Below are 16,930 nucleotides of genomic sequence, written 5' to 3'. Positions count from 1 at the left end.
TTCATCGAATCGAGACAATTTGTCTGGGTTTGATGAGTGGAAGTGTCGGGGCCTTGCCTTGACTGGGGGCAAGATCCTCTTTAGACTCTTGTACCCCTAAATTTGGCGGGAATTCGTTCCTGCCATTTTGCTTTTCTTGCAAGACAATAGCGTCGCAAGACAACAGTGGAGCTAGTAGATGGCAACTATCAACCAGCTGGTACGTCAGCCGCGTAAGCGTATCGTCGAGAAATCCGACGTACCTGCGCTGCAAAACTGCCCGCAACGTCGTGGCGTATGCACCCGTGTGTATACAACTACGCCGAAAAAACCTAACTCGGCACTGCGTAAAGTATGCCGTGTGCGCCTGACCAACGGTTTCGAGGTTTCCTCGTACATCGGTGGTGAAGGTCACAACCTGCAAGAACACAGCGTGGTACTGATTCGTGGCGGTCGTGTAAAAGACTTGCCAGGTGTTCGTTACCACACCGTTCGCGGCTCTTTGGATACTTCCGGCGTTAAAGGTCGTAACCAAGGTCGTTCGAAGTACGGTACCAAGAAGCCGAAGTAGTCTTCGGTTTCCGGTAAATAATGCAGATTTCTTTTTTTCTGAGTCGATAAGAGTAAGGTCGGACCTGCATCCCTGGGGTGTAATGGTTCCGAGCTAACCTGAAGACCGTTTGAGGGCTTATCCATGCCAAGAAGACGCGTAGCAGCCAAGCGCGAAGTGCTTGACGATCCAAAATACGGAAGCCAAATTCTGGCCAAGTTCATGAACCACGTGATGGAAAGCGGCAAAAAAGCCGTTGCCGAGCGTATCGTTTATGGCGCGCTGGAAAAGGTTAAAGAACGCAAGAACAGCGATCCCCTGGAACTCTTCGAGAAAGCTCTCGACGCCATCGCTCCGCTGGTCGAAGTGAAGTCGCGCCGTGTAGGCGGTGCTACTTACCAGGTTCCGGTCGAAGTTCGCCCGTCCCGTCGTAACGCCCTGGCAATGCGCTGGTTGGTAGACTTCGCCCGCAAGCGCGGCGAGAAGTCTATGGCTCTGCGTTTGGCTGGCGAACTGTTGGACGCTGCCGAAGGTAAAGGTGCTGCTGTTAAGAAGCGTGAAGACGTGCACCGTATGGCCGAAGCTAACAAAGCTTTCTCGCACTACCGCTTCTAATTTCAGCTTCACTAATTTTGCGAGGGCTTTATGGCTCGTACTACTCCGATTAGTCGCTACCGTAACATCGGTATCGTCGCTCACGTGGATGCTGGTAAAACCACCACCACCGAGCGCGTACTGTTTTACACTGGCAAAAGTCACAAAATGGGCGAGGTGCATGATGGCGCCGCGACCACAGACTGGATGGTTCAGGAGCAGGAGCGTGGTATTACCATTACTTCTGCTGCCATTACCGCCTTCTGGAAAGGTTCTGCCAAGCAGTACAAGGACGAGCACCGCTTCAACGTAATCGATACCCCGGGCCACGTTGACTTCACTATTGAAGTTGAGCGTTCCCTGCGTGTACTCGACGGCGCTGTCGTTGTGTTCTGTGGTACCTCGGGCGTTGAGCCTCAGTCGGAAACCGTATGGCGTCAAGCCAACAAATACGGCGTTCCACGTCTTGTTTACGTAAACAAGATGGACCGTGCTGGTGCCAACTTCCTGCGCGTTATCGAGCAGATCAAGAAGCGTCTGGGCCACACTCCAGTTCCAATCCAGTTGGCTATCGGTTCCGAAGACAACTTCCAGGGTCAGATTGATTTGATCAACATGGAAGCTGTGTACTGGAACGATGCTGACAAAGGTATGGTTCCTGTTCGCAAAGAAATTCCAGCTGAGCTGAAAGATCTTGCTGACGAGTGGCGCGACAACATGGTTCAGGCTGCGGCCGAAGCCAATGAAGAGCTGATGAACAAGTACCTCGAAGGTGAAGAATTCACCATCGCGGAAATCAAGGCGGCTCTGCGTCAGCGTACTATCGCTGGTGAGATCGTCCTGGCTGTTTGCGGTTCTTCCTTCAAGAACAAGGGTGTTCCCCTGGTTCTCGACGCCGTTATCGACTTCCTGCCTGCTCCGACTGATATTCCTGCCATCAAGGGTACTGACCCGGATGACGAGACTATCGAACTGGAGCGTCATGCAGACGACAACGAGCCGTTCTCGGCTCTGGCGTTCAAGATCGCTACCGACCCATTCGTGGGTACCTTGACCTTCGTCCGTGTTTACTCGGGCGTGTTGAACTCCGGCGACGGCGTAATCAACTCGGTTAAGGGCAAGAAAGAGCGCGTGGGTCGTATGGTGCAAATGCACGCAAACGCCCGTGAAGAAATCAAGGAAGTACGCGCTGGTGACATCGCGGCCTTGATCGGCATGAAGGACGTCACCACTGGTGAGACTTTGTGCAACGCTGACAAGCCAATCATTCTGGTTCGTATGGACTTCCCGGAGCCGGTTATTTCGGTTGCCGTAGAGCCTAAGACCAAGGATGACCAGGAAAAAATGGGTGTTGCACTGGGCAAGCTTGCTCAGGAAGATCCATCTTTCCGCGTTAAAACTGATGAAGAGACTGGTCAAACGATCATCTCTGGCATGGGCGAGCTGCACCTGGACATCCTGGTTGACCGGATGCGCCGTGAGTTCAACGTCGAAGCCAACATCGGTAAGCCTCAGGTTTCCTATCGTGAGCGCATCACGAAGAACTGTGAGATCGAAGGCAAGTTCGTTCGTCAGTCCGGCGGTCGTGGCCAGTTTGGTCACTGCTGGATTCGTTTTGCACCTGCTGACGAAGGTCAGGAAGGTCTGCAGTTCGTGAACGAAGTGGTAGGTGGTGTGGTTCCTAAGGAATACATCCCGGCTATCCAGAAGGGTATCGAAGAGCAGATGAAGAACGGTGTTGTTGCCGGCTATCCGCTGATCGGCCTGAAGGCTACCGTGTTTGATGGTTCTTACCACGACGTCGACTCCAACGAGATGGCGTTTAAGGTGGCTGCTTCCATGGCGACCAAGCAACTGGCTACCAAAGGTGGCGGTGAGCTGCTTGAGCCGATCATGGCGGTAGAGGTTGTTACACCTGAAGACTATATGGGTGACGTGATGGGCGACTTGAACCGTCGTCGCGGCATGATCCAGGGTATGGAAGATACGGTCTCCGGCAAAGTAATTCGTGCTGAAGTACCGTTGGGTGAAATGTTCGGTTATGCGACCGACGTTCGTTCCATGTCCCAGGGTCGCGCAAGCTACTCTATGGAATTCAAAAAATACGATACAGCTCCGGCGCACATCGTCGAAACTGTTACTAAAAAACAAGGCTGATTTAGTTCAGTCCTTTAGGCAAGGAGTTAATTGTCGTGGCTAAAGAAAAATTTGATCGTTCCCTACCGCACGTCAACGTTGGCACTATCGGTCACGTTGACCATGGTAAAACCACGCTGACTGCAGCTCTGACCCGTGTTTGCTCCGAAGTTTTCGGTTCGGCAATCGTTGACTTCGATAAAATCGACAGCGCGCCAGAAGAAAAAGCTCGTGGTATCACGATCAACACTGCGCACGTTGAATACAACTCGCACATTCGTCACTACGCTCACGTTGACTGCCCAGGTCACGCTGACTATGTGAAGAACATGATCACCGGTGCTGCTCAGATGGACGGCGCTATCCTGGTTTGTTCGGCCGCTGATGGTCCGATGCCACAAACCCGTGAGCACATCCTGCTGTCCCGTCAGGTTGGCGTTCCGTACATCGTGGTTTTCCTGAACAAGGCTGACCTGGTAGACGACGCTGAGCTGCTGGAACTGGTTGAGATGGAAGTTCGTGACCTGCTGTCGACTTACGACTTCCCAGGCGACGACACTCCGATCATCATCGGTTCGGCTCGTATGGCGCTGGAAGGCAAAGACGACAACGAAATGGGCACCACTGCCGTTCGTAAACTGGTTGAAACTCTGGATACCTACATTCCAGATCCAGTACGTGTTATCGACAAGCCGTTCCTGATGCCAATCGAAGACGTATTCTCGATCTCCGGTCGCGGTACTGTTGTAACTGGTCGTATCGAGCGCGGTATCGTTCGCGTTCAAGATCCGCTGGAAATCGTTGGTCTGCGTGACACTACTGTTACCACCTGCACCGGCGTTGAAATGTTCCGTAAGCTGCTCGACGAAGGTCGTGCGGGCGAGAACTGCGGCGTGCTGCTGCGCGGCACCAAGCGTGACGACGTTGAGCGTGGCCAGGTTCTGGTTAAGCCAGGCTCGGTTAAGCCGCACACTACCTTCGAAGCTGAAGTGTACGTGTTGAGCAAAGAAGAAGGCGGCCGTCACACTCCGTTCTTCAAAGGCTACCGTCCTCAGTTCTACTTCCGTACAACTGACGTAACTGGTAACTGCGAACTGCCGGAAGGCGTTGAGATGGTAATGCCGGGCGACAACATCAAAATGGTTGTTACCCTGATCAAAACCATCGCAATGGAAGACGGTCTGCGTTTCGCAATCCGTGAAGGCGGTCGTACCGTTGGCGCTGGCGTTGTAGCCAAAATCATCGCGTAAGTGATGATTGCCTGAAAAAAGCCCCCGCTCAGCGGGGGCTTTTTTTATTGAGTTGACACCTACTGGGGTCGTCTATAGAATTGCGCCTCCTTTTAACGGGCGTATTGCGCTCGGTGGGAACAGCAATCTGGAGTCTGAAATCCAATGCAAAATCAGCAAATCCGTATCAGGTTGAAGGCTTTTGACCATCGCCTGATCGACCAATCAACCCAGGAAATCGTGGAAACCGCGAAACGTACTGGTGCTCAAGTGCGTGGTCCAATTCCACTGCCTACCCGTAAAGAGCGGTTCACCGTTCTGGTCTCCCCGCACGTCAACAAAGACGCGCGTGACCAGTACGAGATCCGTACTCATAAGCGCGTACTGGACATCGTCCAGCCAACGGATAAAACCGTTGATGCACTTATGAAGCTTGATCTTGCGGCCGGTGTGGAAGTGCAGATCAGCCTCGGCTAAGACTTGGGTCTTAGTCGTGTAACGCTCTGAAATGGGCGGCCATAGCGGGTGAAAGCCCCGTACACTCATGAGGTTTACAACATGACTATTGGTGTAGTCGGTCGTAAATGCGGTATGACCCGTATTTTCACCGAAGAAGGTGTCTCCATTCCGGTCACGGTCATTGAGATCGAGCCGAATCGCGTCACCCAGTTCAAAACTGAAGAAACCGATGGCTATCGTGCAGTGCAAGTCACTGTCGGCGAGCGTCGCGCTTCGCGTGTAACAGCTGCTCAAGCGGGTCACTTCGCTAAAGCAAACGTTGCCGCCGGTCGTACCGTAATGGAATTCCGTCTTGAAGAAGGCGAGTACCAGGCTGGCGATCTGATCAACACTGAAATCTTCACCGCTGGCCAACTGGTTGATGTAACCGGTCAGTCCAAGGGTAAAGGCTTCCAGGGTACGATCAAGCGTTGGAATTTCCGTGGCCAAGACAACACTCACGGTAACTCCGTTTCCCACCGCGTCCCGGGCTCTATTGGCCAGTGCCAGACTCCTGGTCGTGTATTCAAGGGCAAAAAAATGTCCGGTCATATGGGCGCTGAGCGCGTGACCGTGCAGTCCCTGGAAGTAGTGCGCGTCGACGCTGAACGCAATCTGTTGTTGGTCAAGGGTGCTGTTCCTGGCGCTACTGGCGGCAACCTGGTTGTACGTCCAGCGGCCAAGGCTCGCGGTTAAGGGGAAGCTGACATGCAATTAAATGTAAATGACGCTCAAGCGATCGAAGTTTCCGAACTGACTTTCGGCGGCGAATTCAACGAGACGCTGGTTCACCAAGCAGTCGTGGCCTACATGGCCGGCGGCCGTCAAGGTAGCAAGCAGCAAAAGACCCGTTCCGACGTTCGTGGTGGCGGTAAGCGCCCTTGGCGTCAGAAAGGTACTGGCCGTGCTCGTGCCGGTACTATCCGTAGCCCAATCTGGCGTGGCGGCGGTACCACTTTCGCAGCTCGTCCACAGGATCACTCCCAGAAGCTGAACAAGAAGATGTATCGCGCAGCAATGCGTTCCATCCTTGCTGAGCTGGTGCGTACTGATCGTCTGGTCGTGGTTCAGGACTTCGCTGTTGAAGCGCCGAAAACCAAAGATCTGCTCAACAAGCTGAATGGCATGGGTCTGACTGATGTCCTGATCGTGTCTGAAGGTGTTGATCAGAACCTGTACCTGGCTGCTCGTAACCTGCCACACGTTGATGTACGTGACGTGCAAGGTTCCGATCCAGTTAGTCTGATCGCATACGACAAGGTGTTGATCACCGTGTCGGCCGTGAAGAAATTCGAGGAGCTGCTGGGATGAACCAGGAACGCGTATTTAAAGTTCTGCTTGGCCCGCACGTTTCCGAGAAGGCTACGGTTCTGGCAGACAAGAAAGGCCAGTTCGTTTTCAAGGTTGCTACCGATGCAACCAAGCTGGAAATCAAGAAGGCCGTCGAAAGCCTGTTCAGCGTGAAAGTTGAGCGTGTTACTACCCTGAACGTTCTGGGTAAGAGCAAGCGCACCGCTCGCGGCGTGGGCAAGCGTAATGACTGGAAGAAGGCAGTAATCTCCCTTCAGCCAGGCCAAGATCTCGATTTCAGCAGCAGTGCTGAGTAAGGAAGGGGTGCATCATGGCAATCGTTAAATGCAAACCGACTTCCCCTGGCCGCCGTCATGTGGTCAAGGTGGTCAACCAGGAGCTGCATAAAGGCGCTCCTCACGCACCGCTGCTCGAGAAGAAATCGAAGTCTGGTGGTCGTAACAACAATGGCCGTATTACCACTCGTCACATCGGTGGTGGTCATAAGCAGCATTACCGTATGGTCGACTTCCGTCGCAACGACAAAGATGGCATTCCAGCCACTGTTGAGCGTATCGAATACGATCCAAACCGTACTGCTCACATCGCTCTGATGCTGTACGCAGACGGCGAGCGCCGCTACATCATCGCCCCTAAAGGCGTGAGTGCTGGCGACCAGCTGATTTCGGGTGCTTTGGCCCCAATCAAGCCGGGTAACTCGTTGCAACTGCGCAGCATTCCAGTTGGTAGCACCGTACACGGCATCGAATTGAAGCCGGGTAAAGGCGCGCAAATCGCACGTTCCGCTGGTGCTTCGGCTCAGCTGGTCGCTCGTGATGGTGTCTATGTGACCCTGCGTCTGCGCTCTGGTGAAATGCGTAAAGTACTGGCTGAATGCCGTGCGACCCTGGGTGAAGTCTCGAACTCCGAGCACAGCCTGCGTTCGCTGGGTAAAGCTGGTGCCAAACGCTGGCGTGGCGTTCGCCCAACCGTTCGTGGTGTTGCCATGAACCCGGTTGACCACCCACATGGTGGTGGTGAAGGTCGTACCTCTGGTGGTCGTCATCCGGTATCGCCATGGGGCTTCCCGACTAAGGGCGCGAAGACTCGTGGTAATAAGCGTACCGACAAAATGATCGTCCGTCGTCGCAAGTAAATAGAGGGATACGACAGTGCCACGTTCTCTGAAAAAAGGTCCTTTTATTGATCTTCACCTACTGAAGAAGATCGAAGTGGCGGCGGAAAAGAACGATCGCAAACCGGTGAAAACCTGGTCGCGTCGTTCGATGATCCTGCCACAAATGGTCGGTCTGACCATCGCTGTGCATAACGGTCGTCTTCATGTCCCAGTTCTCGTGAACGAAGACATGGTTGGCCATAAACTAGGCGAGTTTGCCGGTACCCGCACTTATCGTGGGCACGTGGCAGACAAGAAAGCCAAGCGTTAAGGGGTAAGGAACGATGGAAGTAGCCGCTAAGTTGTCGGGCGCTCGAATCTCCGCCCAGAAAGCCCGCTTGGTCGCCGACCAGATCCGCGGGAAGAAGGTGGGCGAAGCGCTCAACCTGTTGGCTTTCAGCAACAAGAAAGCCGCCGAGATCATCAAGAAAGTGCTGGAGTCGGCCGTAGCCAACGCCGAGCATAACGAAGGCGCAGACGTTGACGACTTGAAAGTCGCCACCGTTTTCGTCAACGAAGGGCGTTCGCTGAAGCGCATCATGCCGCGTGCCAAAGGCCGCGCTGATCGCATCGTCAAGCGGTCTTGCCATATCACTGTCAAGGTTGCTGACAAGTAACGGAGTCGAAGAGATGGGTCAGAAAGTACATCCCATTGGCATTCGCCTGGGAATCGTCAAGGAGCACACCTCCGTCTGGTACGCAGACGGCCGGACTTATGCGGACTACTTGTTCGCTGATCTGAAGGTGCGTGAATACCTCCAAGACAAACTAAAAAGCGCGTCCGTAAGCCGTATCGATATCCATCGTCCGGCCCAAACTGCACGTATCACCATCCACACCGCTCGTCCAGGTATCGTTATCGGGAAGAAAGGTGAAGATGTTGAGAAACTGCGTCAGGACCTGACCAAGCAAATGGGTGTGCCTGTGCACATCAATATCGAAGAGATCCGCAAGCCGGAACTCGACGGTATGCTGGTTGCGCAGAGCGTAGCTCAGCAGCTGGAGCGTCGTGTAATGTTCCGTCGCGCGATGAAACGCGCTGTACAGAACGCTATGCGCATTGGTGCCAAAGGCATCAAAATCCAAGTGAGCGGTCGTCTCGGCGGTGCTGAAATCGCACGTACTGAATGGTATCGCGAAGGTCGTGTGCCATTGCACACCCTGCGTGCCGACATCGACTATGCCAACTACGAAGCTCACACCACTTACGGTGTGATCGGTGTAAAGGTTTGGATCTTCAAAGGCGAAGTAATTGGTGGTCGCCAAGAAGAACTGAAGCCACAAGCACCAGCGCCTCGTAAAAAAGCTGCTAAGTAAGGGGTACGCCAAATGTTACAACCTAAGCGTACGAAGTTCCGCAAGCAAATGACTGGCCACAACCGTGGCTTGGCATTGCGCGGTAGCAAAGTCAGCTTCGGCGAATACGCGCTGAAGTCTGTTGCTCGTGGTCGTCTCACCGCTCGTCAGATCGAATCAGCGCGTCGTGCACTGACCCGTCACGTTAAGCGTGGCGGCAAGATCTGGATCCGTGTATTCCCGGACAAGCCTATTTCCAAAAAGCCCCTAGAAGTTCGTATGGGTAAAGGTAAGGGTAACGTGGAATATTGGGTTGCCCAGATTCAGCCAGGCAAAGTCCTGTATGAAATCGAGGGTGTTACTGAAGAGCTGGCGCGTGAGGCTTTCGCCCTGGCTGCTGCAAAGCTGCCGCTCGCCACCTCCTTTGTTAAACGGACGGTGATGTGATGAAAGCGAATGAACTTCGTGAAAAATCCGCACAGCAGCTGAACGAGCAACTGCTCGGCTTGCTGCGCGACCAGTTCAATCTGCGTATGCAGAAAGCAACTGGCCAGTTGGGGCAGTCGCATCTGCTCTCGCAAGTTAAGCGTGACATCGCTCGCGTGAAGACTGTGCTCAAACAGCAGGCAGGTAAGTAATCATGGCTGAAGCCGAAAAGACTGTCCGTACGCTGACTGGCCGTGTTGTCAGCGACAAGATGGACAAAACCATCACCGTTCTGATCGAGCGTCGCGTTAAGCACCCGATCTACGGTAAATACGTTAAGCGTTCGACTAAGCTGCACGCGCACGACGAAACCAATCAGTGCCACATCGGCGACAAAGTCACTATTCGTGAAACTCGTCCGATGGCCAAGACCAAGTCTTGGGCACTGGTTGATGTTCTCGAACGCGCTGTGGAAGTCTAAGGACTAGGGGTCGGAGAAATTATATGATTCAGACTCAATCCATGCTCGATGTGGCCGATAACAGCGGCGCACGCCGCGTTATGTGCATCAAGGTGCTGGGTGGCTCCCATCGTCGTTACGCTGGTATCGGTGACATCATCAAAGTTACCGTGAAGGAAGCAATTCCTCGCGGTAAAGTGAAAAAAGGCCAAGTGATGACTGCTGTTGTAGTCCGCACTCGTCACGGCGTACGTCGTGCTGATGGCTCCATTATCCGCTTTGATGGCAACGCTGCTGTTCTTCTGAACAACAAGCAAGAGCCGATCGGCACCCGTATCTTTGGGCCAGTGACCCGTGAGCTTCGTACTGAGAAGTTCATGAAGATCGTCTCGCTCGCCCCAGAAGTGCTGTAAGGAGATCCGACATGCAAAAGATTCGTCGTGACGACGAGATCATCGTGATCGCCGGCAAAGACAAAGGTAAGCGCGGTAAGGTGCTTAAGGTTCTCGCTAACAACCGTTTGGTTATTGGCGGTCTGAACCTGGTTAAGCGTCATACCAAGCCTAACCCGATGTCGGGCGTACAAGGCGGTATCGTCGAGAAAGAAGCTCCACTGGACGCTTCTAACGTGGCCATCTTCAACAGCGAAACCAGCAAAGCAGATCGCGTTGGTTTCAAAGTAGAAGAAGGCAAAAAAATTCGTGTCTTCAAGTCGACCCAAAAAGCGGTTGATGCTTGAACACTGCTAGGTAGATGAGACCATGGCACGACTAAAAGAGATTTACCGGAAGGAAATCGCTCCGAAACTTAAGGAAGAACTTAAGCTTTCGAACGTGATGGAAGTTCCGCGCGTTACCAAAATCACCCTGAACATGGGTTTGGGCGAAGCGATCGGTGATAAGAAAATCATCGAGCACGCTGTAGCTGATTTGGAAAAAATCACGGGTCAAAAATGTGTAGTGACCTACGCTCGCAAGTCCATCGCAGGCTTCAAAGTTCGCGAAGGCTGGCCGATCGGCGTTAAGGTTACTCTGCGCCGTGAGCGTATGTACGAATTCCTGGATCGTCTGCTGTCGATCTCCCTGCCTCGGGTACGCGACTTCCGCGGCCTGAATGCCAAGTCCTTCGATGGTCGTGGTAACTACAGCATGGGCGTAAAAGAGCAGATCATCTTCCCGGAAATCGACTACGACAAAATCGATGCTCTCCGCGGTCTGGACATTACCCTGACCACCACTGCTCGGACAGATGATGAAGGTCGCGCCTTGCTGCGTGCTTTCAAATTCCCGTTCCGCAACTGATTGGAGTAGGACCATGGCTAAGATGAGCATGAAAAACCGCGAGCTGAAACGTCAGCTCACGGTTGCCAAGTTCGCCAAGAAGCGTGCAGCACTGAAAGCTATCATCGTGGATCTGAACGCAAGTCCAGAAGCACGTTGGGAAGCTCAAGTTGCTCTGCAGAAGCAGCCACGTGACGCAAGCGCTGCGCGCATGCGTAACCGCTGCCGCCTGACTGGCCGTCCGCATGGTGTTTACCGCAAGTTCGGCCTTGGCCGTAACAAATTGCGTGAAGCAGCAATGCGTGGCGACGTACCAGGTCTGGTTAAAGCCAGCTGGTAAGGCGCACAGGCAAAGTTACCCCTGTCAGGGTTGCAAGATCCTGACAGCCGGTGACCTTGAATATGAATCAAGCCCCTATTGGGGCTTGATTCATTTCTGGCGTGTGTCTAGAATGACCGGCTCGCCTGAGCCCGTGCTTTTTAAGCATTGAGTACTCGGCGACAGTTGTAGCCGCAAGGCTAATTCTTTTTGTATCAGGAGCGTCTAGCCCATGAGTATGCAGGACCCGTTAGCGGACATGCTAACTCGAATCCGTAATGCCCAGATGGCTGAAAAGTCCGTCGTAAGCATGCCATCTTCCACGTTGAAGGTAGCTGTAGCCAAAGTTCTCAAAGACGAAGGTTACATCGCGGATTATCAGATCAGCAGCGAAATCAAGCCACTGCTGTCTATCGAGCTGAAGTACTTCGAAGGCCGTTCGGTTATCGAAGAAGTTAAGCGCGTTAGCCGTCCAGGCCTGCGTCAGTACAAGTCCTCCGAAGATCTGCCGAAAGTTCGTGGCGGTCTGGGTGTGTCTATCGTCTCCACCAGCAAAGGTGTGATGACGGATCGTGCTGCGCGCGCTGCCGGTGTCGGCGGCGAAGTTCTTTGCACTGTGTTCTAAGGGGGGATAAGCATGTCACGCGTCGCTAAGAACCCCGTTAAGCTGCCAGCTGGTGTCGAAGTAAAATTCGCCGGCCAACAGCTTTCGGTGAAGGGTGCCAAGGGTACTCTAGAACTGAACATCCATTCGTCCGTTGAGATTGTTGAAGAAGCTGGTGAGCTGCGTTTCGCTGCTCGCAATGGCGATCAACAAACTCGCGCAATGGCTGGTACCACTCGTGCGTTGGTAAACAACATGGTCCAAGGCGTAAGCCAAGGCTTCGAGCGCAAGCTCCAGCTGGTCGGTGTTGGTTACAAAGCGCAAGCAAAAGGCACAGTGCTGAACCTGGCTCTTGGCTTCTCGCACCCAGTGGATTACGAGTTGCCGGAAGGCATCACCGCTGAGACTCCTAGCCAAACCGATATCCTGATCAAGGGTATTGATAAGCAGCTGGTAGGTCAGGTGGCCGCTGAGATCCGCGGTTTCCGTCCGCCAGAGCCTTATAAAGGCAAGGGTGTACGTTACGCGGACGAAGTCGTCCGTCGTAAAGAAGCCAAGAAGAAGTAGGGCATAGCAAATGACCGACAAAAAAGTTACTCGCCTGCGCCGCGCTCGCAAAGCACGTCTGAAAATGCACGAACTAGAAGTCGTGCGTCTCTGCGTGTTCCGCTCGGCACAGCACATATACGCCCAGGTCATCTCGGCCGACGGCAGCAAAGTCCTGGCAAGCGCCTCGACTTTGGACAAAGAACTGCGTGATGGTGCCACTGGCAACATCGACGCGGCCACAAAGGTTGGCCAGCTGGTCGCTACGCGTGCAAAAGCCGCTGGCGTCTCGCAGGTGGCTTTCGACCGCTCTGGCTTCAAGTACCACGGCCGCGTGAAAGCGCTGGCTGAGGCTGCTCGTGAAGCTGGGCTGGAGTTCTAAGTTATGTCAAATAACGACCAAAAGCGCGACGAAGGCTACATTGAGAAGCTGGTTCAAGTTAACCGCGTAGCCAAAACCGTTAAAGGCGGCCGTATCTTCACTTTCACCGCGTTGACCGTGGTTGGTGATGGTAAAGGGCGCGTTGGCTTCGGCCGTGGCAAGTCACGTGAAGTGCCTGCTGCGATCCAGAAGGCAATGGAAGCTGCTCGCCGCAACATGATTCAAGTGGACCTTAACGGCACCACTCTGCAGTACGCCATGAAATCCGCCCACGGCGCTTCCAAGGTTTACATGCAGCCTGCTTCTGAAGGTACCGGTATCATCGCTGGCGGCGCTATGCGTGCTGTCCTCGAAGTTGCTGGCGTTCAGAACGTACTGGCCAAGTGCTACGGCTCGACTAACCCGGTAAACGTGGTTCACGCCACTTTCAAAGGTTTGAAAGCTATGCAATCTCCTGAATCTATTGCCGCCAAGCGTGGCAAAAGCGTCAAGGAGATCTTCTGATCATGGCTACCGTTAAAGTAACGCTGATCAAAAGCATGACCGGCCGTATCCCTAACCACAAACTGTGCGTTAAGGGTCTGGGTCTGCGTCGCATCGGTCACACTGTAGAAGTACTTGATACTCCCGAGAATCGCGGGATGATCAACAAGGCTTACTACATGCTGCGTGTAGAGGGTTAATCGATGAAACTCAATGATCTGAGTCCAGCGCCGGGTTCCCGTCGCGAAAAGCATCGTCCGGGCCGTGGTATCGGTAGTGGTTTGGGTAAGACTGGTGGCCGTGGTCACAAAGGTCAGACCTCCCGCTCCGGTGGCACCATTGCTCCAGGCTTTGAAGGCGGTCAACAGCCGCTGCATCGCCGTCTGCCTAAGTTCGGTTTCGTATCCCTGAAAGCCATGGATCGCGCAGAAGTGCGTTTGTCCGAGCTGGCTAAAGTGGAAGGCGACATCGTAACTGTGCAGACCCTGAAAGATGCCAACGTGATCAACGTCAACGTACTGCGTGTGAAAATCATGCTGTCCGGTGAAGTGACTCGCGCTGTCACAATCGGCAAGGGAATCGGCGCCACCAAAGGTGCGCGTTCGGCTATCGAAGCAGCTGGCGGCAAGTTCGAGGAATAAATGGCTAAGCAAGGTGCTCTCTCAGCGCTCAGCAAAGGCGGGTTATCCGAGCTCTGGGCTCGACTGCGTTTTCTATTCCTGGCGATTATCGTCTACCGGATAGGCGCACACATCCCAGTTCCAGGTATCAACCCGGACCGGCTGGCGGACCTGTTTCGACAGAATGAGGGGACCATACTTAGCTTGTTCAACATGTTTTCCGGTGGCGCGCTGGAGCGGATGAGTATTTTTGCGCTGGGGATCATGCCGTACATTTCGGCATCGATCATCATGCAGCTTATGTCCGCTGTCAGCCCGCAACTGGAGCAGTTGAAGAAGGAAGGTGAAGCTGGCCGTCGCAAGATTAGCCAGTACACCCGCTACCTCACTGTCGCTCTTGCTCTTGTCCAGGCTATTGGCATGTCCATTGGTCTGGCAGGGCAAGGCGTAGCGTTCACTGGTGACCTGGGCTTCCATTTCGTTGCAGTAACCACGTTTGTGGCGGGTGCAATGTTCATGATGTGGCTGGGTGAGCAGATTACTGAGCGTGGTGTTGGCAACGGTATCTCGATGTTGATTTTTTCGGGTATCGTCGCCGGTCTTCCGAGAGCAATCGGGCAGTCTTTCGAGTCTGCACGTCAGGGCGATATCAATATCTTCGCTCTGGTTGCTATCGGTTTGCTGGCAGTAGCGATTATCGGTTTTGTGGTGTTCATTGAGCGTGGCCAGCGTCGTATTGCTGTTCACTACGCCAAGCGTCAGCAGGGCCGCAAGGTGTTTGCTGCGCAGACTAGCCACCTACCGCTGAAAGTGAATATGGCCGGTGTTATCCCGGCTATTTTTGCGAGCAGCATTTTGCTGTTCCCGGCTTCGCTGGGTGCCTGGTTCGGTCAGTCTGAAGGTATGGGCTGGTTGCAGGACATCTCGCAGTCGATCGCTCCTGGTCAGCCGTTGAATATTCTGCTGTTTAGTGCAGGGATTATTTTCTTCTGCTTCTTCTATACGGCGTTGATGTTCAATCCGAAAGACGTAGCGGAAAACCTGAAGAAGTCCGGTGCCTTTATTCCGGGTATCCGTCCAGGTGAGCAGTCGGCACGCTATATTGATGGCGTTTTGACTCGTTTGACTCTGTTCGGTGCTCTTTATATGACGGCCGTGTGCCTGTTGCCCCAGTTCCTGGTGGTTGCGGCAAACGTTCCGTTCTACCTTGGCGGGACCTCGTTGCTGATCGTTGTTGTGGTTGTTATGGACTTCATGTCCCAAGTACAATCGCACCTCGTTTCGCACCAGTACGAATCCCTGATGAAGAAAGCCAACCTGAAGGGCTACGGCAGCGGCATGCTCCGCTGAAGTACTACCCCGTAAGGTGAGAGGAGTTGGTGATGAAAGTTCGTGCATCGGTGAAAAAGCTGTGCCGTAACTGCAAGATTATTCGCCGCGAAGGTGTTGTTCGGGTAATTTGCAGCGCGGAACCACGTCACAAACAGCGCCAAGGCTGAGTGTGATCTGTTTGAAGCCCAGCAGCTAGTGCGCTGCTGGGTTGATTATTTGTTATTACAGCGATATTATCTCGCGCCCTATTTCTTGGCTTCCGGGGCGTAGGTAGCTGTCAATTGGAGTCCCACTGAATGGCCCGTATTGCAGGCGTTAACATTCCAGATAACAAGCACACTGTTATCTCGCTGACCTACATCTATGGTGTTGGTCGCACTACCTCACAGAAAATCTGTGCGGATGCTGGTGTAAACCCAGCCGCTAAGATCAAGGATCTGAGCGACGAGCAGATTGAGTTGCTGCGTGGCGAAGTGGCGAAGTTCACCACTGAAGGTGACCTGCGTCGTGAAGTCAACATGAAAATCAAACGCTTGATGGACCTGGGCTGCTACCGCGGTCTGCGCCATCGTCGTGGTCTTCCAGTGCGCGGTCAGCGTACCAAGACCAACGCGCGTACTCGCAAAGGTCCGCGTAAGCCGATCCGCAAGTAATCGCACCAGCGAATCGACAGGAATTTAGTCATGGCAAAACCTGCTGCTCGTCCTCGTAAAAAAATTAAAAAGACAGTGGTTGATGGCATCGCCCACATCCACGCGTCTTTCAACAACACCATCGTGACCATCACGGATCGTCAGGGTAACGCGCTTTCTTGGGCTACCTCTGGTGGTTCGGGTTTCCGCGGTTCACGCAAGTCCACCCCGTTCGCTGCTCAAGTAGCTGCTGAACGTGCTGGTCAAGCTGCGCTGGAATATGGCCTGAAAAACCTTGACGTTAACGTCAAGGGCCCAGGTCCAGGTCGTGAGTCCGCTGTCCGTGCTTTGAACGGCTGTGGCTATAAGATCGCCAGCATCACCGACGTGACGCCAATCCCGCACAACGGGTGCCGTCCGCCGAAGAAGCGCCGCGTGTAATCAGGAGACTGTAAAGAATGGCTCGTTACATTGGTCCAAAATGCAAACTGGCACGTCGTGAAGGCACTGATCTCTTCCTGAAGAGTGGTGTGCGCGCTATCGAATCGAAGTGCAATATTGAAGCTGCTCCAGGCATCCACGGCCAACGCCGCGGTCGCCAATCCGACTACGGTACCCAACTGCGTGAAAAGCAGAAGGTCCGTCGTATCTACGGCGTTCTCGAGCGTCAGTTCAGCGGCTACTACAAACAAGCTGCTGGCAAAAAAGGTGCAACCGGTGAAAACCTGCTGCAACTGCTCGAATGCCGCCTGGATAACGTCGTATACCGTATGGGTTTCGGTTCTACTCGTGCCGAATCTCGTCAGTTGGTATCGCACAAGTCGATCAGCGTTAACGGTCAGACCGTAAACGTTCCGTCCTACCAGGTTCGTGCTGGTGACGTGGTCGCTATCCGCGAGAAAGCAAAGAACCAGCTTCGCATTGTCCAAGCTCTCGATCTGTGTGCCCAACGTGGCCGCGTAGAATGGGTAGAAGTAGACACTGAGAAGAAGTCGGGCGTTTTCAAGAACGTTCCTGCTCGCAGTGATCTGTCCGCCGACATCAACGAAAGCCTGATTGTCGAGCTCTACTCCAAGTAAGGGCTAGAAAATAGGTGC

At 53.7% G+C, this 16,930-nt stretch carries 30 protein-coding genes; all 30 read left to right on the top strand.

Annotated elements, in window-relative coordinates:
• Window positions 1-178: 178 nt before the first annotated feature.
• The 30 genes from rpsL (at window position 179) to rpsD (ending at window position 16,912) form a co-directional block, all read left to right on the top strand.
• The gene (gene rpsL, locus FHL07_RS16815; RefSeq protein ID WP_002555494.1) at window positions 179-550 is read left to right on the top strand and encodes a 30S ribosomal protein S12; all 372 of its coding nucleotides are present in this window, start codon (window positions 179-181) and stop codon (window positions 548-550) included.
• 123 nt (window positions 551-673) lie between these two features.
• On the top strand, window positions 674-1,144 hold the full coding sequence (gene rpsG / locus FHL07_RS16810) for a 30S ribosomal protein S7 (protein ID WP_016779172.1): 471 nt from the start codon (window positions 674-676) through the stop codon (window positions 1,142-1,144).
• Window positions 1,145-1,174: 30 nt separating this feature from the next.
• On the top strand, window positions 1,175-3,280 hold the full coding sequence (gene fusA, locus FHL07_RS16805; RefSeq protein ID WP_094999500.1) for an elongation factor G: 2,106 nt from the start codon (window positions 1,175-1,177) through the stop codon (window positions 3,278-3,280).
• Window positions 3,281-3,315: 35 nt separating this feature from the next.
• Window positions 3,316-4,509 (top strand): elongation factor Tu, encoded by a 1,194-nt coding sequence (gene tuf, locus FHL07_RS16800; protein WP_016779174.1) that lies wholly within the window; start codon window positions 3,316-3,318, stop codon window positions 4,507-4,509.
• A gap of 144 nt (window positions 4,510-4,653) precedes the next feature.
• Window positions 4,654-4,965, top strand: a complete 312-nt coding sequence (rpsJ, locus tag FHL07_RS16795; protein ID WP_003186070.1) for a 30S ribosomal protein S10 — start codon at window positions 4,654-4,656, stop codon at window positions 4,963-4,965.
• 81 nt (window positions 4,966-5,046) lie between these two features.
• Complete coding sequence (rplC, locus tag FHL07_RS16790; RefSeq protein WP_016779175.1) at window positions 5,047-5,682, top strand: 50S ribosomal protein L3; 636 nt, start codon at window positions 5,047-5,049, stop codon at window positions 5,680-5,682.
• Between the two features lie 12 nt (window positions 5,683-5,694).
• A complete protein-coding gene (gene rplD, locus FHL07_RS16785; RefSeq protein WP_016779176.1) occupies window positions 5,695-6,297 on the top strand; it encodes a 50S ribosomal protein L4 in 603 nt (200 codons plus the stop codon).
• Complete coding sequence (gene rplW / locus FHL07_RS16780; RefSeq protein ID WP_003444375.1) at window positions 6,294-6,593, top strand: 50S ribosomal protein L23; 300 nt, start codon at window positions 6,294-6,296, stop codon at window positions 6,591-6,593. Before rplD ends, rplW begins: the two co-directional genes overlap by 4 nt.
• Before the next feature lie 14 nt (window positions 6,594-6,607).
• Window positions 6,608-7,432, top strand: coding sequence for a 50S ribosomal protein L2 (gene rplB / locus FHL07_RS16775; RefSeq protein WP_016779177.1), 825 nt, complete (start codon window positions 6,608-6,610; stop codon window positions 7,430-7,432).
• 16 nt (window positions 7,433-7,448) lie between these two features.
• A complete protein-coding gene (gene rpsS / locus FHL07_RS16770; RefSeq protein WP_003232420.1) occupies window positions 7,449-7,724 on the top strand; it encodes a 30S ribosomal protein S19 in 276 nt (91 codons plus the stop codon).
• A 13-nt stretch (window positions 7,725-7,737) separates the two neighbouring features.
• The gene (gene rplV, locus FHL07_RS16765) at window positions 7,738-8,070 is read left to right on the top strand and encodes a 50S ribosomal protein L22 (RefSeq protein WP_003444373.1); all 333 of its coding nucleotides are present in this window, start codon (window positions 7,738-7,740) and stop codon (window positions 8,068-8,070) included.
• A 13-nt stretch (window positions 8,071-8,083) separates the two neighbouring features.
• Window positions 8,084-8,770 (top strand): 30S ribosomal protein S3, encoded by a 687-nt coding sequence (gene rpsC, locus FHL07_RS16760; RefSeq protein WP_003176422.1) that lies wholly within the window; start codon window positions 8,084-8,086, stop codon window positions 8,768-8,770.
• Window positions 8,771-8,782: 12 nt separating this feature from the next.
• Complete coding sequence (rplP, locus tag FHL07_RS16755; RefSeq protein WP_016779178.1) at window positions 8,783-9,196, top strand: 50S ribosomal protein L16; 414 nt, start codon at window positions 8,783-8,785, stop codon at window positions 9,194-9,196.
• Window positions 9,196-9,387 carry a 50S ribosomal protein L29 gene (rpmC, locus tag FHL07_RS16750; RefSeq protein WP_003444371.1) on the top strand — a complete coding sequence of 64 codons (192 nt, stop codon included), beginning with the start codon at window positions 9,196-9,198 and terminating at the stop codon, window positions 9,385-9,387. Before rplP ends, rpmC begins: the two co-directional genes overlap by 1 nt.
• A 2-nt stretch (window positions 9,388-9,389) precedes the next feature.
• Window positions 9,390-9,656 (top strand): 30S ribosomal protein S17, encoded by a 267-nt coding sequence (rpsQ, locus tag FHL07_RS16745; RefSeq protein WP_003194644.1) that lies wholly within the window; start codon window positions 9,390-9,392, stop codon window positions 9,654-9,656.
• Between the two features lie 23 nt (window positions 9,657-9,679).
• Entirely contained in the window at window positions 9,680-10,048 is a 369-nt protein-coding gene (gene rplN, locus FHL07_RS16740; RefSeq protein ID WP_002555479.1) for a 50S ribosomal protein L14, read from the top strand.
• A gap of 11 nt (window positions 10,049-10,059) precedes the next feature.
• Window positions 10,060-10,374 carry a 50S ribosomal protein L24 gene (rplX, locus tag FHL07_RS16735; protein ID WP_016779179.1) on the top strand — a complete coding sequence of 105 codons (315 nt, stop codon included), beginning with the start codon at window positions 10,060-10,062 and terminating at the stop codon, window positions 10,372-10,374.
• A 22-nt stretch (window positions 10,375-10,396) separates the two neighbouring features.
• The gene (gene rplE / locus FHL07_RS16730) at window positions 10,397-10,936 is read left to right on the top strand and encodes a 50S ribosomal protein L5 (RefSeq protein ID WP_003444368.1); all 540 of its coding nucleotides are present in this window, start codon (window positions 10,397-10,399) and stop codon (window positions 10,934-10,936) included.
• 13 nt (window positions 10,937-10,949) lie between these two features.
• Window positions 10,950-11,255, top strand: a complete 306-nt coding sequence (rpsN, locus tag FHL07_RS16725) for a 30S ribosomal protein S14 (RefSeq protein WP_003444367.1) — start codon at window positions 10,950-10,952, stop codon at window positions 11,253-11,255.
• Window positions 11,256-11,466: 211 nt separating this feature from the next.
• Window positions 11,467-11,859: a 30S ribosomal protein S8 gene (rpsH, locus tag FHL07_RS16720; RefSeq protein WP_003444366.1), complete on the top strand. Its 393-nt coding sequence runs from the start codon at window positions 11,467-11,469 to the stop codon at window positions 11,857-11,859.
• A 12-nt stretch (window positions 11,860-11,871) separates the two neighbouring features.
• On the top strand, window positions 11,872-12,405 hold the full coding sequence (gene rplF, locus FHL07_RS16715; RefSeq protein ID WP_016779180.1) for a 50S ribosomal protein L6: 534 nt from the start codon (window positions 11,872-11,874) through the stop codon (window positions 12,403-12,405).
• A gap of 10 nt (window positions 12,406-12,415) precedes the next feature.
• Window positions 12,416-12,766 carry a 50S ribosomal protein L18 gene (rplR, locus tag FHL07_RS16710; protein WP_016779181.1) on the top strand — a complete coding sequence of 117 codons (351 nt, stop codon included), beginning with the start codon at window positions 12,416-12,418 and terminating at the stop codon, window positions 12,764-12,766.
• Window positions 12,767-12,769: 3 nt separating this feature from the next.
• A complete protein-coding gene (gene rpsE, locus FHL07_RS16705) occupies window positions 12,770-13,270 on the top strand; it encodes a 30S ribosomal protein S5 (protein WP_003186035.1) in 501 nt (166 codons plus the stop codon).
• A 2-nt stretch (window positions 13,271-13,272) separates the two neighbouring features.
• The gene (gene rpmD, locus FHL07_RS16700) at window positions 13,273-13,449 is read left to right on the top strand and encodes a 50S ribosomal protein L30 (RefSeq protein WP_003186033.1); all 177 of its coding nucleotides are present in this window, start codon (window positions 13,273-13,275) and stop codon (window positions 13,447-13,449) included.
• A gap of 3 nt (window positions 13,450-13,452) precedes the next feature.
• A complete protein-coding gene (rplO, locus tag FHL07_RS16695) occupies window positions 13,453-13,890 on the top strand; it encodes a 50S ribosomal protein L15 (RefSeq protein ID WP_016779182.1) in 438 nt (145 codons plus the stop codon).
• Window positions 13,891-15,219 (top strand): preprotein translocase subunit SecY, encoded by a 1,329-nt coding sequence (gene secY, locus FHL07_RS16690; protein ID WP_003444361.1) that lies wholly within the window; start codon window positions 13,891-13,893, stop codon window positions 15,217-15,219.
• Window positions 15,220-15,251: 32 nt separating this feature from the next.
• On the top strand, window positions 15,252-15,368 hold the full coding sequence (gene rpmJ, locus FHL07_RS16685) for a 50S ribosomal protein L36 (protein WP_002555468.1): 117 nt from the start codon (window positions 15,252-15,254) through the stop codon (window positions 15,366-15,368).
• A 129-nt stretch (window positions 15,369-15,497) separates the two neighbouring features.
• On the top strand, window positions 15,498-15,854 hold the full coding sequence (rpsM, locus tag FHL07_RS16680; protein ID WP_016779184.1) for a 30S ribosomal protein S13: 357 nt from the start codon (window positions 15,498-15,500) through the stop codon (window positions 15,852-15,854).
• A gap of 30 nt (window positions 15,855-15,884) precedes the next feature.
• The gene (gene rpsK, locus FHL07_RS16675; protein WP_007924177.1) at window positions 15,885-16,274 is read left to right on the top strand and encodes a 30S ribosomal protein S11; all 390 of its coding nucleotides are present in this window, start codon (window positions 15,885-15,887) and stop codon (window positions 16,272-16,274) included.
• Between the two features lie 17 nt (window positions 16,275-16,291).
• Window positions 16,292-16,912, top strand: a complete 621-nt coding sequence (gene rpsD / locus FHL07_RS16670) for a 30S ribosomal protein S4 (RefSeq protein WP_003444359.1) — start codon at window positions 16,292-16,294, stop codon at window positions 16,910-16,912.
• The last annotated feature ends 18 nt before the right edge of the window (window positions 16,913-16,930 follow it).

Origin of the sequence: Pseudomonas sp. FSL W7-0098 (assembly GCF_005930585.1) — a bacterium.
Classification (GTDB): Bacteria; Pseudomonadota; Gammaproteobacteria; order Pseudomonadales; family Pseudomonadaceae; genus Aquipseudomonas; species Aquipseudomonas bubulae.
Note: the sequence above shows the minus strand (reverse complement) of the source record. Positions and strands in the feature narration are given on the sequence as shown.